This is a genomic window from Sulfurovum sp., from assembly GCF_015493435.1.
In the GTDB taxonomy this organism is placed as follows: domain Bacteria; phylum Campylobacterota; class Campylobacteria; order Campylobacterales; family Sulfurovaceae; genus Sulfurovum.
The window spans coordinates 1-13,085 of record NZ_WGDD01000006.1 but is presented as its reverse complement, the minus strand read 5'-3'; the positions used below and the strand labels follow the sequence as shown (position 1 = coordinate 13,085).

The 13,085-nt window shown below is 45.7% G+C and carries 15 protein-coding genes; 6 read left to right on the top strand and 9 right to left on the bottom strand.

Going from position 1 to position 13,085, the window contains the following annotated elements:
• Positions 1 to 161: 161 nt before the first annotated feature.
• Entirely contained in the window at positions 162 to 1,619 is a 1,458-nt protein-coding gene (gene murF, locus F8L24_RS01410; protein ID WP_294951112.1) for a UDP-N-acetylmuramoyl-tripeptide--D-alanyl-D-alanine ligase, read from the bottom strand.
• Positions 1,616 to 2,347, bottom strand: coding sequence for an alpha/beta hydrolase (locus tag F8L24_RS01405; protein WP_294951111.1), 732 nt, complete (start codon positions 2,345 to 2,347; stop codon positions 1,616 to 1,618). Before F8L24_RS01405 ends, murF begins: the two co-directional genes overlap by 4 nt.
• A 150-nt stretch (positions 2,348 to 2,497) precedes the next feature.
• Here F8L24_RS01405 and F8L24_RS01400 point away from each other — a divergent pair, with 150 nt between their 5' ends.
• A complete protein-coding gene (locus tag F8L24_RS01400) occupies positions 2,498 to 4,210 on the top strand; it encodes an oleate hydratase (protein WP_294951110.1) in 1,713 nt (570 codons plus the stop codon).
• A 154-nt stretch (positions 4,211 to 4,364) separates the two neighbouring features.
• Here the strand turns inward: F8L24_RS01400 and F8L24_RS01395 are convergent, their stop codons facing one another.
• From F8L24_RS01395 to F8L24_RS01385, 3 genes are read right to left on the bottom strand one after another with little or no spacing between them, the layout of a single operon-like run.
• Complete coding sequence (locus tag F8L24_RS01395) at positions 4,365 to 4,538, bottom strand: hypothetical protein (protein ID WP_294951109.1); 174 nt, start codon at positions 4,536 to 4,538, stop codon at positions 4,365 to 4,367.
• A gap of 20 nt (positions 4,539 to 4,558) precedes the next feature.
• Positions 4,559 to 5,476, bottom strand: coding sequence for a Solitary outer membrane autotransporter beta-barrel domain (locus F8L24_RS01390; RefSeq protein WP_294951108.1), 918 nt, complete (start codon positions 5,474 to 5,476; stop codon positions 4,559 to 4,561).
• A gap of 13 nt (positions 5,477 to 5,489) precedes the next feature.
• The gene (locus tag F8L24_RS01385) at positions 5,490 to 6,371 is read right to left on the bottom strand and encodes a lysozyme inhibitor LprI family protein (RefSeq protein WP_294951107.1); all 882 of its coding nucleotides are present in this window, start codon (positions 6,369 to 6,371) and stop codon (positions 5,490 to 5,492) included.
• Positions 6,372 to 6,605: 234 nt separating this feature from the next.
• Between F8L24_RS01385 and F8L24_RS01380 the strand changes: the two genes are divergently transcribed.
• Positions 6,606 to 6,803: a hypothetical protein gene (locus tag F8L24_RS01380; protein ID WP_294951106.1), complete on the top strand. Its 198-nt coding sequence runs from the start codon at positions 6,606 to 6,608 to the stop codon at positions 6,801 to 6,803.
• Between the two features lie 133 nt (positions 6,804 to 6,936).
• On the opposite strand, the gene F8L24_RS01375 is transcribed toward F8L24_RS01380, so the two are convergent.
• Complete coding sequence (locus tag F8L24_RS01375) at positions 6,937 to 8,088, bottom strand: serine hydrolase domain-containing protein (protein WP_294951105.1); 1,152 nt, start codon at positions 8,086 to 8,088, stop codon at positions 6,937 to 6,939.
• A gap of 185 nt (positions 8,089 to 8,273) precedes the next feature.
• On the opposite strand from F8L24_RS01375, the gene F8L24_RS01370 reads away from it, so the two are divergent.
• The 4 genes from F8L24_RS01370 to F8L24_RS01360 all read left to right on the top strand — a co-directional run bounded on the left by F8L24_RS01370 (position 8,274) and on the right by F8L24_RS01360 (position 11,171).
• Positions 8,274 to 9,182 (top strand): hypothetical protein, encoded by a 909-nt coding sequence (locus F8L24_RS01370; RefSeq protein ID WP_294951104.1) that lies wholly within the window; start codon positions 8,274 to 8,276, stop codon positions 9,180 to 9,182.
• A 215-nt stretch (positions 9,183 to 9,397) separates the two neighbouring features.
• Positions 9,398 to 10,504 (top strand): hypothetical protein, encoded by a 1,107-nt coding sequence (locus tag F8L24_RS01365; RefSeq protein WP_294951103.1) that lies wholly within the window; start codon positions 9,398 to 9,400, stop codon positions 10,502 to 10,504.
• Positions 10,505 to 10,650: 146 nt separating this feature from the next.
• Positions 10,651 to 10,875, top strand: a complete 225-nt coding sequence (locus F8L24_RS11185) for a DUF3955 domain-containing protein (protein WP_365937947.1) — start codon at positions 10,651 to 10,653, stop codon at positions 10,873 to 10,875.
• An 11-nt stretch (positions 10,876 to 10,886) separates the two neighbouring features.
• Positions 10,887 to 11,171: a transposase gene (locus F8L24_RS01360; protein ID WP_294951127.1), complete on the top strand. Its 285-nt coding sequence runs from the start codon at positions 10,887 to 10,889 to the stop codon at positions 11,169 to 11,171.
• 338 nt (positions 11,172 to 11,509) lie between these two features.
• On the opposite strand, the gene F8L24_RS01355 is transcribed toward F8L24_RS01360, so the two are convergent.
• The 3 genes from F8L24_RS01355 to F8L24_RS01345 all read right to left on the bottom strand — a co-directional run.
• Positions 11,510 to 12,112, bottom strand: a complete 603-nt coding sequence (locus F8L24_RS01355) for a tetratricopeptide repeat protein (RefSeq protein ID WP_294951102.1) — start codon at positions 12,110 to 12,112, stop codon at positions 11,510 to 11,512.
• Positions 12,109 to 12,417: a hypothetical protein gene (locus F8L24_RS01350; protein WP_294951101.1), complete on the bottom strand. Its 309-nt coding sequence runs from the start codon at positions 12,415 to 12,417 to the stop codon at positions 12,109 to 12,111. Before F8L24_RS01350 ends, F8L24_RS01355 begins: the two co-directional genes overlap by 4 nt.
• A 10-nt stretch (positions 12,418 to 12,427) precedes the next feature.
• Positions 12,428 to 13,085 (bottom strand): insulinase family protein (locus F8L24_RS01345; protein ID WP_294951100.1); only part of this gene is annotated, 658 nt, incomplete at its 5' end.

Below are 13,085 nucleotides of genomic sequence, written 5' to 3'. Positions count from 1 at the left end.
CGTGAGTGTAGAGAGGGAGCTTACTAAACAGTACACCCCACTTACGCTTTAGCGACAGGGATATCGGCATTTCACCCCAAGGGCATTTCCTCACTTTGTTCAGGGCAGTGCCAGAAGTGACCAAACGGAACAAAGCCCGCTTGTGTGAAGGTGATGTAAAATCAGACAAAAGAAGGGGCGTCGTTGGCGAAAAGGATCAGATCCCCCGGTAACGTCTGCTCCACCAGCATATTCTCCATTTCCCCCTTGCTTGCAAGCTTCACCAGTTTCTCCGGATCGACATGCGCTTTGAAAATGGCATAGTTCAAATCACCTGTGACCACGACGAGGTCGAAGACTTCATTGGCCCTTTGGGCGACCTGCACGTTCAGCGCGTCGTCCACTTCGACAAGGCCCGGTGTGATGACCACTTTTCTGCCTGCATAGGTCGATGCAAGGTCGAACGAAGCCATCATTCCGTCTATGTTCCCGTTGAAGGAGTCATCGAGGATAACCTTTCCTCCCGCATCGATACGCTGCAGTCTGTGGTCGACCGCTTTGAGCGTGGAGAGACCCTGTTGTATTTCTTCATCGCTGAGCCCAAGCTTTTTGGACACCAGTACTGCCGCGGCAAGATTCATAGCATTGAAAGCACCCAGTATGCTGGCCGAGTAGCGTACACCGTCCAGAGTAAATGAGGTACCGTCCAGGGTCGCTTCCACATCTTTTATGAGGTATTCGGGTGCCGGAAGATTGGTCTTCATATCCATATGCTCTCCGGTTCCGTAGATATGAATGTTCTTTTCGGGTTTTACCATGGCGCTTTCGTGGATCCACGCTTCTTTGAGACGGCCGCTCTGGAGTATCTCCATCTTGGTATTTCTAATGTTCTCCATCGTTCTGAAGTATTCGATGTGTGCCGGGCCTATCTTTCCGACCACGACATACTGCGGGTTGACAAAAGTAGTGATCTCGGCAATATCACCCTCGCCTCTTGCTCCCATCTCGACCACATAGACTTCCGTATCTTCAGGCAGGTCGTCGTTAACGTCTTTCATGATACCGCCCAGCGTATTGACCGAGCGCGGCGTAGCGTAGGTTCTATACTTCGCTTTGAGCAGATGCCCAATGTAGTTTTTGATGCTGGTTTTGCCGTAACTTGCAGTGATCCCTATGACTGTCAGGTCTTTCATGTCGTCTATCTTTTTCTGTGCTTTGAGCCTGAAGCCGTGAAAGAGTATCTTTTCTATAAAAAGCGAAATGAAGTACGCCAGGAAAATAGGGATGACCACAGCAAAATGCTTGAAGGCAAAGGTAATGAAGAGTGCCAGAAACAGCATCAGCACATAGAAACGCTTGACGCGTCCCGTCCATACCAGAGGCTTGTCCAGCCCCTTGTACCATTGGTAGAACAATGCCAGATAGGCGATCACGACAACAAAACCAAATTGAGGAACGGCATAGTTTACCAGCAGGTAAAGCACATACGGTATCAGAAAATAGACAAAATGCCACCAAGTTTTGGTATGGTGGAACATCACGCGTTCGAGTTTGTAACTGTACCACTGAAGGTTGGTAATGGCGTAGTACCCCATTGCCAGAAGAAAGAGTGCATAGAAAAGATAGTTTACGATAGTCATGAGTTGCTGTCCTTGCATTGGTCTGTGATGATCTGCGCGATGAACGGAGCATGCTTCAGAAAGAAGAAATGGTCACCCTCGAGCGGATAGAGCGTGGCATCGCCTATCATCTTCTCTATCTTCTCTGCTGTCCAGAGCGGTGTCGCCGTATCTTCCTTTCCCCAGAAAAGCAGCGCTTTGCCTGAAACACTGGAGAAATGATGTTCAAACTTCTCATTGACCACGTTTTTGAAGGTCTCATACATTGCATGGCTCATCCCCTCCACATCTTTGGAGGCGAAAAGTGTGCGCACCCAGCCGAACTTGAAAGGCTTGAGCAGTTTCGTCAGGGCGATCTTGGCTTTGACGTCAAAAGGTTTGGGTACGAGGATCCCGGATGAAGAGAGCAGAACCAGACAGGGAGGGTTCAGAAGCGTCGATACCTTTCCGCCGAAAGAATGCCCCATAACAATCTTGGGCTTGACATGAAGCGTGTCGAGAAAAAGCTGTGCAATAGCCGCATAATCCGCCGTCTCGAGGACCATAGCGTTCGTACTCTTCCCGAAACCGGGCATATCAAGATAGATATGCCTATACATAGGCAGCTCTTTTCCGAATGCCTGCTTCATGATCTCTTTGTTGCTCCCCCAGCCGTGCAGTACCAGCAACACCTCTTTCTGTGAAGGGTTCACCAGTTCATAGGCAAGTTGAAAAGCCTGTCCTTTGTAAGTTATCTCTTTTGATGCCATCGTTCACCATTGTTTTGAATTGGAATATTTTAACATAAGAGCACTTCCAATATGTTTCAGCTTTTGTTCTTTCTTTGTTATTACCGCATAACCTAAACTTGATTTGATATACTACTTAGACTAACACAGCAGAATATAAAAGGATCACCCATGAACAACTACCAAAGAATCAACACACGCAAACCTGAAGGCATCGAAAAGAAAAGAGCTTTTCTCATCGGCTCGGGCATTGCATCACTGGCTGCCGCAGAATACCTGATGCGGGACGGGCATATGCAGGGAAGCCAGATCACCATCTTTGAGCAGGACGACATCTCCGGAGGAGCCATGGACGGGGCGGGAAATCCGGAGGACGGATTTGTCGCACGCGGCGGCAGGGAGATGGAAGCGCATTACGAGTGTCTGTGGGACCTCTTCGGCCAGGTACCTTCCATTGAAGAAGAGGGACGCACTGTACTGGATGAATTCCGGGAGCTCAACGAGATCGACCCCAACTTCTCCAAAGTCCGTGTCATCTACAACAGAGGCGAAAAACACCGCAGGACAGACCTGGGCTTGCATGAAAAGAACACCCAGGAGCTGACAAAACTGCTGCTCGCGAAAGAGGAAGACCTGGGTACACAGACCGTAGACGATTTCTTTGACAGCTCTTTCTTTGAAACGGACATGTGGCTTTACTGGAGAAGTATGTTCGCCTTCGAGACCTGGCACAGCGTGGTGGAGATGAAGCGCTATATGCAGCGTTTCATCCATCTGATGCCCGGCATGAGTACCATGAGAGACTTGCTCTTCACCAAATACAACCAGTACGACTCCCTGATCCTTCCGCTCAAAAAATATCTTGAGTCCAAAGGGGTGCATTTTGTCTTTAATACTGCAGTGACGGATCTCGATATCGAGATCGAAGGAGACAGCAAAACGGTCACGGCGATCCACCTCAACAAAGAGGGCCAAGAAGAGACCATCCCTACTGCCTCGGATGACCTTGTCTTTTTCACGAACGGTTCCATGACAGAGAACTCCTCGCTCGGCGACACGGACACTGTCCCGGTACTGGACAGAAGCGAAGGTGCCGTGTGGCATCTATGGAAGAAGATCGCTGCCAAAGATGATGCTTTTGGGAAGCCAGAGGTCTTCTGCAGCGACATCTCAAAGACCAAGTGGGAGTCCTTCACCATTACGGCAAAAGGCAGCAAGATGCGTGAACTGCTCGAAAGTTTTGCAGAACGAAAGTTCCTTCCCCACCGTACCGCAACGGGCGGCATCATCACTGTCAAAGATTCCAACTGGCTGCTCAGTGTCACCGTCAACAGACAGCCGCAGTTCAAGAACCAGCCCAAAGACACTACCGTAGCATGGGCCTATGCCCTCTTCCCCGACAACAAGGGGGATTTTATCGACAAAAAGATGAGTGAGTGCTCCGGAAGGGAACTGCTGCAGGAGTTGCTGTATCATTTCGGCATAGATGAAGGCGAAATGCAGGCCTATCTCGATGAATGTATCGTCATTCCTGCGATGATGCCTTACATCACCAGCCAGTTCATGCCGAGGGTCAAAGGCGACAGGCCGGAAGTCATCCCCGAAGGAAGCGTGAACCTCGCGTTCCTGGGACAGTTCTGTGAGATCGAAGACGATTGTGTCTTTACCGTTGAGTATTCCGTACGTTCTGCCATCATGGCCGTGTATGGTTTCCTGAATCTTGAGAAACCTGTCCCGGAGATCTACCCCAGCCGATACGACATACGTGCTTTGGCTGCAGCGGTGAAGACTATGAAAACGGATGACGAAGGTATTTTGAAGAAGGTTGCAGAACATGTAATCAAAAAGAAACTGGAAAATACAACTTTTGAAGAGTTGCTTTAAGACTGTCCCTTCAAAACAGGATCAAAGCACTGCATCCGATACGTGAATGTATCGGAATAAGATCAAAAGCTGTACTTATTTGCGGTAATCAAACATTTTTGGCAGGAGAATATACCGCACAGGCAACAAGCCGCACCGATGACAGCGGCCACCATCAGTCGATGCTTACATGCATCTTCTGACCTGCTTTAGCACCAAGTTTATACTGTACAGTGTCGTACCCCTTGACGCTTGCTTTCATGGTTGCGCCGTTCATACCTTTTTTAAAGTGTACCTGGTGCGTGACCACCCTGTCTGAGCATACAGTATATTCCCCAACATAAAACAATAAGAAACATGTCTTATCATTTAAAAACTTAATCCGAATCCAAAGTTGAACCCGTCTATATTATCACCTCTGACAATATTGACATCAAAAGAAACTTCACTGACCCAGTCATTCAAAGTAGTGGTAGCCAAATGAAAGGTTGTTCCAAAAACATAAAAATTGTTTGTATCCAACGCCTCTCTCATATCACCTGAGATCAAGACATCTGAAATGTAAAATTCCAATTTAAGCGGCAAATTGACGATCTTTGCAACAGGCGGTGTGATCACACCTGCTTTGAGTTTTGAGATCGTAGATGTTGTATCCGATATGGTAGCATAGGTATCATTGATCTTGGTGTCAAAATAGCGAATATCCGCACGCACATAGGGCTTGTATTCTTTGATTGTCGGATGATAACCTATGGAACTGTAGAGCTCATAGGTATTGAAGTGATTGTTACTGTTAAAGACATAATCCAATGCTCTGTCAACCGGGTCTGTAGAGACCAAAGGCTTCGGTGTATAATAATCACTGTTCACTTTGGAATAGATATACGATCCGCCGAGCATCATATCTGAATCTTTCAGAATATTCATGCGAACACCCCCGCCCAGCTTCAAAGCATACGTTCTTATCTTTATTTCATCTATACTGCCTCTGAAAAGAATATTGTTTTCTTCATATTTGCTGTAGCCGACACTTCCGTTGACATAAAAATTGTAAAAATCCGAGTCACTTTCAAAGTGGTGTGTCAGAGGTAAAAAGGTGGTATGAAGTTTTTGGTCATCATTTCCAAATGTATAGGAACCAGAACTGATAATATTTTCTGAGGTAAAGAAAAGCAGTGTATTGGCCGCTTTAATATAAACATCTTCAATGGCACCTCTGAAATCTTCCGCATGTACCTGCGAAAACATCAATGTTGACAATAACGGTAACAGTATTCTTTTTTTCATATAACCTCTTTATTTACTTAAATGTAGTACTCTTGACAAGTTTCAACTGCCACGTCGCTTCACCGGGAACCAGCTTGTATTCCAGCTGACGTGTACCGCCTTTGGGACAGCAGTTTGGATCATTCTTCAGGTAGAGGGGGAAACGGCGTACGAACGTATTCTCAGCAATGGAAAACTCGTCATGTCCCATATACCCCTGAGCCATTTTTTTGTTCTGTCCGATCGGCGGAAGATAGATCTCTGAAAGCGATTTTTTGTTATTGGCACTGTAGGCAACCAGCGTCCCGTAGGAACCACTTCCCGCAGAGGTGACGTAAATATAGATCTCCGGAGAACCGTCACCGTTCAGGTCCGCCACTTCGGCACCGGTGACGGAGCCGTCTATCTCCTGTCCAATGACACGGTTCACCTCTTTGAGTCCTGAAGGTGTGATGACCAGCTGATTTAAAGAACTGCTATCGGTCGCCTGCACATGAAACGTAATGCCCTCCAGTTTGAGGGTTTTGTCGAAAGCATATTTCGTACCTGAGTCGGTATTAGCATGCTTTGCAGTACTGCTGTCTCCGGAAAGTTGATACTTCTCCTTGAGCTCTTTGATCCTCACCTTATATTCACCAATCATACACTGTTTCTCGTCTTTGGCTTTCCAACAATCATTACGTCCTTTGATCCAGCCCCGCTGTTCGGCTTTGAGCCTATCATCCTTGGATGCTTTCGCCAATGCCTTCTTATAGACAGAAGCAAGTTCCCTGTCAATATCCATCAGTTTATCCGATGAACAGATAACACCTTCGGAAGAATCTTTTTTGACTTTGCTGCAGTCAAAACTCGGATGGTTCGCGAATGCTGCAACACTTAGTACTAAACCTGCACTTAAAATAGATCTTATTTCCATTTTTTCTCCTCCTATATGGGTCGTACATTCTATTTTCTCCGACTTCTCGATACACAATGGAGTTAGCTTGTTCTATAATAAATATATTATCAGGAAAGATTTAAAAAGTAAATATCATCTTTAGACTTTTTTAGTTTTAAATATGATAATTTTGTACCAAATAATGTCTGATATAATCCACGGTATAGACTCGCCTCAGCAGAACCAGGAGCACACAAAGATTACATCATACATTTGAACAGTAAAACGCTTGCACCGTACATCAAAGCGGCAGAACAAGAAGGATTTAATCTTTTCATCGATATTCAGCTTGGCAAACAGTCTGGGGTGAGTACTGTAAAGGAAACGGTATCTCCCTGCTTCAGTTTTGTTTCGAGTATGGGGAGTATGGTTTTCAGCGGTTCGTCGGTAAAATTCATGGAGAGATTATAGCAGATTTGTTTGGCTGCTACATATCACCCAAGACAACACTTTATTACAAGTTGGGCGAGCATAAATTCTCGCTTCCTGAAGCCGTGTATCCTTGGAACCGAGAATTCATTCTCGGCCCATGTAAACACACAAACTACTTTTTACGCTTTGCAGGTACCGTTCTTAGTTCAATCCCCGCAAGTTCGAAAAAGAGATCCATCGATGAGACAAAGGCATCGTTGACACCGACAATGTAGAGCTCTTTTTTCTGCGGGTTGTACGCCAGGTAGGACTGAAAACCGAAGGTCTGCCCGCCGTGTCCGTAGAAGCCTTCGATGCGCATAATAGCGTAGCCGTATGTCAGGTTTTCAATGGTTGGGTCCATCTTGACAAAGCCTTGTGTCATTTGAAACTTCATCGTTTTTGGTTTGGCATACAACCTCCCCTCACCCCACGCTTTCATGAAACGTGCAAGGTCGTCAAGTGTCGAGACGATCTCTCCGGCGCTTCCCGCAAGTGTGGGCGGCATGGAGGATGGTTTTCCTTCTGCGTAGCCCTGTGGCATATTACGGCGCAGTTTTTCGGGCATTTGTGAACCAAACCAGGTATGCTCCATACCTGCTTTTTGCATAATGTGGGTACGGATGTATTCCCGCCACGGCATGCCGCTGACCTTTTCGATAATATCACCAAGAATGATGTACCCGGTGTTGCAGTAACGGAACTTCTCACCGGGTCTGAAGTTCGCTTCACCATGCGATGCGGCAAGGGAAATGATCTCATTAAAAGTGTACACATGTTCATTATTGTTAAAGTGTGCGATGGTCCTGGCGTCGCTGCCAAAAACATTGAGGTAGTCTACAAAGCCACTGCGGTGGCGCAGCAGCATACCCACTGTTACCTCTTTCCAGTAGTTTTTGCCTTTGAAATTTGCCAGTTGTACAATGGTACCCTTTTTGTAGAAGCGGCTCAGTTTTGTGTCAAGCGAGAGTTTCCCCGCCTCGATCAGCTGAAAGATCGCAATACCGGTAAAAATCTTGCTGGCACTGCCTATCTCAAACAGCTGGTCGCGCGATGCCGGCAGCTGCTTCTGCCTGTTGGCAAAGCCCGCAGCACCCCTGGCCCTTTCACCCTTTTTTTCGACAAGCAGCCAGACAGCCGTATCATTGTGCTCTGCAGAATAGTGCCTAACGGCTTCGTTCACCTCAGGCTGCATACCCGGCGCGACCATCCCGCACGCCAGTGCATGGGCAAACAGGGGCAGCAGGAAGAGTATCGCCGTCAATAGTTTTCTGTTTCGTTTCATCACGTCTCTTTTTTCTCTTAGCATAGCAAAAAACGACCAAAAAGCGACAATGTCTCTTTGCATATTATCATTTTTGATGAAACCGACTTTTCATAATGATAATTCGTTCAGCGCTTCGCCAAGCTGTAACAAGAATATCGGTATCATTAGCACATTTTACAAACCACACACAAAGGAATCAAACTATGTTCAAACGCTCACTGACACTCGCACTTTTGGCTGCAGCAACATTTGCCACGGCAACCTCTGCCGCTTCCCATCCGCTCTACAAAAGTGTAAAAAACAATGACCAGATGCCACTGAAGAACGAACTCATCGTCGCCTACTATGGACGCCCGGGCGTCAAAGCACTCGGTGTGCTCGGCCAACACCCCATCGGCGAACTCAAACGCCTCATCAAACAGCGTGCCGCACAATATGCGAAGATTACCGGCAAAAAGGTAGTACCTGCATTTGACATCATTTACGGGCTCGCATCCGCAGAACCTGGTGCACACCACGACTACATCATCCATCTCAACAGCAAAAAGCTTCAGCCCTACATCGAAGCGGCAGAGAAAGAGGGTTTCAACCTCTTCATCGACATCCAGCTGGGCAAACATACCCCACAGGATGCCGTCAAACATGTACTCAAGTATCTCAAGTACCACAATGTCCATATCGCCATCGACCCGGAGTTCGAAGTCAGCAACCTCAATGTGCGTCCAGGCAAAAAAATAGGTCATATTGAAGGTGAGTGGGTCAACAAGGTACAGGCGCTGATGGAACGGTACATGAGAGAACACAACATCACAGAAAAGAAGATCCTTGTGGTGCACATGTTCCGTCACAGCATGGTCAAGGGCAAGGCGAAGGTTCGCCACTACGACAACATCAAGATCGTCATGAACCTCGACGGGCACGGCTCTCCAAAACTCAAAATAGACATCTATAACGCTATCTATCGTCAAATTCATTCAGAAAGGGTTGCCGGCGGCTTCAAACTCTTCTTCAAAGAGGACCATCCGCTGATGACGCCACGACAGGTCATGGGAATTGAGAGTGTGCAGGGCGCGCGCATCAAGTATCCGCCAAAGTACATCAACTACCAGTAAAACGCACCCTATTCCAAAAGGAACTGCATGAAACTCCTCTGCGGAATACTGCTTGACCACAATGCTGCGCACCTCTCACTGATCTCCAAAGTCTACGAGGGGAACGCTACGATATCGCAGCAAACAGACACCAGCACAACAGGATGATAAATATACGTAAATGTATCCCGAGATTAGGCTATACTACAAAAAAAAGAATCAGTGAGGAAAAGTTTATGTGTGAATACACCAAAGATCTGGAACAGTTTTTGCCATTTCAGCACCACTGTCCTCTCAGCGTCGAAGCCTTGGTGCAAGCAAAGGATCCTTTCGTATCATTTTTACAGTGTTTTGAAAATATACCGCATGGCACCATTGTCTATCTCTTTTATCGAGAAGGAGACACTGTACACAATGTTGTTCGCCTGCAGCTCGATAAAGTGAAACGCAGTAAAAGACGACTCAATAAACTCCTGAATACTATCATTGATGTTCATGTCGGAACCTGGGATCTATTTGTTTTCCCAAATGATTCCCTCTATGCGGAACAAACATTTCATAAACTCTATGAACTCATTCTTGAACGCTGCGAAACAAATAAAATAGAACGAGATTATCAAATTTATTTTATCAGTGGTTGGACCGGTCTTCTGAAACGCTTTATGCTTGACACTTATATGATAGTATCTGAAAATATTTTTGTTGTGTTGGGCCTTGTTTTTTTTGCATTTATAACTTTTCAGTACCTTGCGTTGATGGACGCGGGGTATCCCTTTGAACTCATTGACAACAATGCAGTCATGTTTCTTGGGAAATATCTTCTCTATGGTCTAGCAATTTTAACAGCAATTCCTTTGGCGCTTACCCTTCTCCGTACTTATTTCTCTACAACTTTTCTCTCTAAACGGATCGGATATGAGAAATTCAAAATAACATTTGTATCGATTTTATATATACTTTTTTTCTTGATCTTTATTGGCAAATCTGTTCTGGATAAGCCCTTTCAGGAGTTATTTGTTCGTGGGTACAGTGCCATGCACCTTTTCCCACGTTTGGGAGTCGATAAGAAGGGTGATTACAAAATTGTCATGGGAATTAAAAATCGCGTAACCTACTATTACGATCTCGATGCCAATAGCTCTCTCGTTCGCTCTATTATATGTAATACGGAAAACTCAATGTATGGTGTCAATAATGATCTGATGACACAGATTATTTTTCAAGCCGGTGCACAGGGGCTTCTTGGAAGCAAAAAGATCCAACGTTTACCTTTCTCAAAGCATTTTAAAACGTATGACAGCAATCATTCTGCCGCTCTTCTACACAAGCGTTTCTGCGATTAGGTAACTGCATCAACACACGAAAGAAACAATTCACTTTTTTCGAGCAATTTTTTTACATCTTTTATTTTGGCTCAATTCCATTAAATATTGAAAAAGTGCTATACTCATCAGTACCAAAAAATATTGGTAATACTTTAGGGCTAAATATGCAAAAACTATTTCAATACAAAGGTATCAAAACAAGCTTACTTCTACTTGTTTTGGGCCTAATCTCATTCTTTATACAAAACACATTTTATGGTTACATAGATAAAAACAATGTCCTGCAAGACAGCATTTTATTACCCTTGGGATTTTTACTGTTTATCTTAGGTTTAGTGGGACTTTTTCTCTCATTATTACGGATATGGTATCAAGGTAAGGATCAGTAGTAATACAATTGGTGAAGTTCCTGACAGATAACCTGATGGATGTGCTTACTTTCCTGGTATTTCCAAAAGAACATCATAGGAAAATCCACTCAACTAATGTGCTGGAACGATTTAACAAAGAGGTAAAAAGAAGAACGAAAGTCATAGGTGCTTTCCCCGGTGACAATTCCGTCCTGAGACTGTTAGTGCCCTTGGCTGTAGAAACCAATGCCAAGTGGCTGGATCGAAAGTATGTTTCTTGGGATAATTTGGTACAATCCGGAAACGCTGAGGAAGAATTTACAGAAAATTTTTGACGCTATCAAGCATTTATACACAAACATAACTTTAAGAGCTTCCATTCATCACTAAACTATCAAAAACTGATGAATATTTATCTTGATTTTATACAAAAAACGGCATGATTTAGGCAATACATGAGGCGGAAATAAATTTGGCCAAAAAATTGTCCGGATTTTCCAGGGCATTATCCTTTTTCCCACGATACTTTACGGGCTCTTTGTCCACTACTGATGGACAGTGTGGCACCACAAGCTGCTTTTCATCCTGAAAAAATAGGTGCAGGCTGCGGTACATGCATCCAGCGCAGTACAAGCACAATGACGATAACAGTCAGTGCCGTGTAACCTCCTTTTTAATTATGTTTCTTTGCAATTTCCGATTCAAGAAACTTCAGGTTCTCTTCGGTGCGTTTGATTGCCGGGTCGTTCTTTGGAAGTATGTTTTTGCGCAGTGCAAGCGTCTTTTGGGCATACGCTTTTGATTTCTCCAGATCCCCAAGATTGATGTAAATGCTTGCGATGGCTTCGTAAGTGTCCGCCAGTGCCGCTTCGGATCCCTTGCCCGCCTTTTCGTAGATGCCAGCAGCCTTTTGCATGTAAAGCATCGCCGTGGGATGCTCTTTGTGCATATAGTAGAGATTGCCCGCATCGTAGTAGCGTTTTGCCAGCAGCGGGTCGTTCTCTTTGCGGAGTTTCATTGCCACTTTCAGCGCATGCAGCGCATACTCGATGGCACTGTCGAGATTCCCCGCTTTGTAATAAGCCTGTGAAAGCGCGGCGTAGTCATTGGCGACACGCGCATCGAACACACCGAACTTCGCATAGTCGGCATCGAGTCTTTTACCCGCTTCAACAATTGCCTGCTCCATTTGCTTAGCATTCTTCGGCATTTCAAGTGTCTGCCCCGCTGTTAGACAGGTGCCTGCAAGCAGCGCTGTATATATAATTTTTTTCATTCTTCTTCCATTTCTTTTGTAAGCGCGTCGATCACGCCGGCATTCTCCGGTGCGATTTTGGCGGAACCTTTTGTAGAGAGTATCGCTTTTGCAACGGAAGGATACTCTTTTTGAAGATCTTTTCCGCTCTTTTCAAGCATCTGTGCAAACTTCTCTTCGCTCATATAGCCCTCGCTGGCAGCCTTTTTCTGCATCACCGTCAGCGTTGCGGCAACCTCTCCTGCTCCTATATACTTCCAGCCGAAATAGAGGCCGAGTATCAGTGTCGCTATCGATACGATCAGTGTGATCACAATACATTTCATTGTTTGCTTCTTACTGTTTCTTCTCTGTCTGGTTGCTATCATCAGGCTGCTGCTGCGCTATAACACTGTCACTTTCAAAAATCTTTTTCGAAAGATGCTTCAGTTCCTCTGCCGTGACCGATGCCATTTGGGTATCCAGCTTCAAATACGCCTCCAGCGGCGTATCGAAGCGGTTTTCCAGCTGCATCAGAGAGAGCCAGTATTCATTCTTGCGCAGCAGCTGCCGATAGCCGACGGAAAACTCTTTTTTGGCGTTCTTGAGTGTCTTGGCATCGGGCCCCTCTTTGATGAACGCGGCAAGCTGCGTCTGCACATCTTTTATGAGCGCATCGCTTCTTTTGGGGTCGGCTGCAAACGAGATGCTGCAGACAAGCGTGTTGTTGGTCTCACGTGTCAGTGTGCAGGCGGTACCGATGCCGTAGGTGCCCGATTTTTTCTCTCGTATCTCGTTTCTAAGACGGATGTTCAGCATACTCTGAAGCAGATTGATTGTCGCGGCAGTATGTACCGAAAACTTCGGAAGCGTTGTACGGTACTGCATGGTGATGTTTGCAATATTCGTACTGTTGTAGGCACGGTTGAAATGCAGGTGCCCCTTTTTGTAGGGGTAAGGTGTACCGTTGTAGGGTGTCTTTTTTGCACCGGCAGGCAGCGTACCGAGATAGTAT

Coding starts and splice junctions, on each gene's coding strand:
- F8L24_RS01365 (WP_294951103.1), top strand. CDS start 9,398: ATGTGTGAATACACCAAAGATCTGGAACAGTTTTTGCCATTTCAGCAC.
- F8L24_RS01370 (WP_294951104.1), top strand. CDS start 8,274: ATGTTCAAACGCTCACTGACACTCGCACTTTTGGCTGCAGCAACATTT.
- F8L24_RS11185 (WP_365937947.1), top strand. CDS start 10,651: ATGCAAAAACTATTTCAATACAAAGGTATCAAAACAAGCTTACTTCTA.
- murF (WP_294951112.1), bottom strand. CDS start 1,619: ATGACTATCGTAAACTATCTTTTCTATGCACTCTTTCTTCTGGCAATG.
- F8L24_RS01390 (WP_294951108.1), bottom strand. CDS start 5,476: ATGAAAAAAAGAATACTGTTACCGTTATTGTCAACATTGATGTTTTCG.
- F8L24_RS01405 (WP_294951111.1), bottom strand. CDS start 2,347: ATGGCATCAAAAGAGATAACTTACAAAGGACAGGCTTTTCAACTTGCC.
- F8L24_RS01355 (WP_294951102.1), bottom strand. CDS start 12,112: ATGAAAAAAATTATATATACAGCGCTGCTTGCAGGCACCTGTCTAACA.
- F8L24_RS01400 (WP_294951110.1), top strand. CDS start 2,498: ATGAACAACTACCAAAGAATCAACACACGCAAACCTGAAGGCATCGAA.
- F8L24_RS01350 (WP_294951101.1), bottom strand. CDS start 12,417: ATGAAATGTATTGTGATCACACTGATCGTATCGATAGCGACACTGATA.
- F8L24_RS01375 (WP_294951105.1), bottom strand. CDS start 8,088: ATGAAACGAAACAGAAAACTATTGACGGCGATACTCTTCCTGCTGCCC.
- F8L24_RS01385 (WP_294951107.1), bottom strand. CDS start 6,371: ATGGAAATAAGATCTATTTTAAGTGCAGGTTTAGTACTAAGTGTTGCA.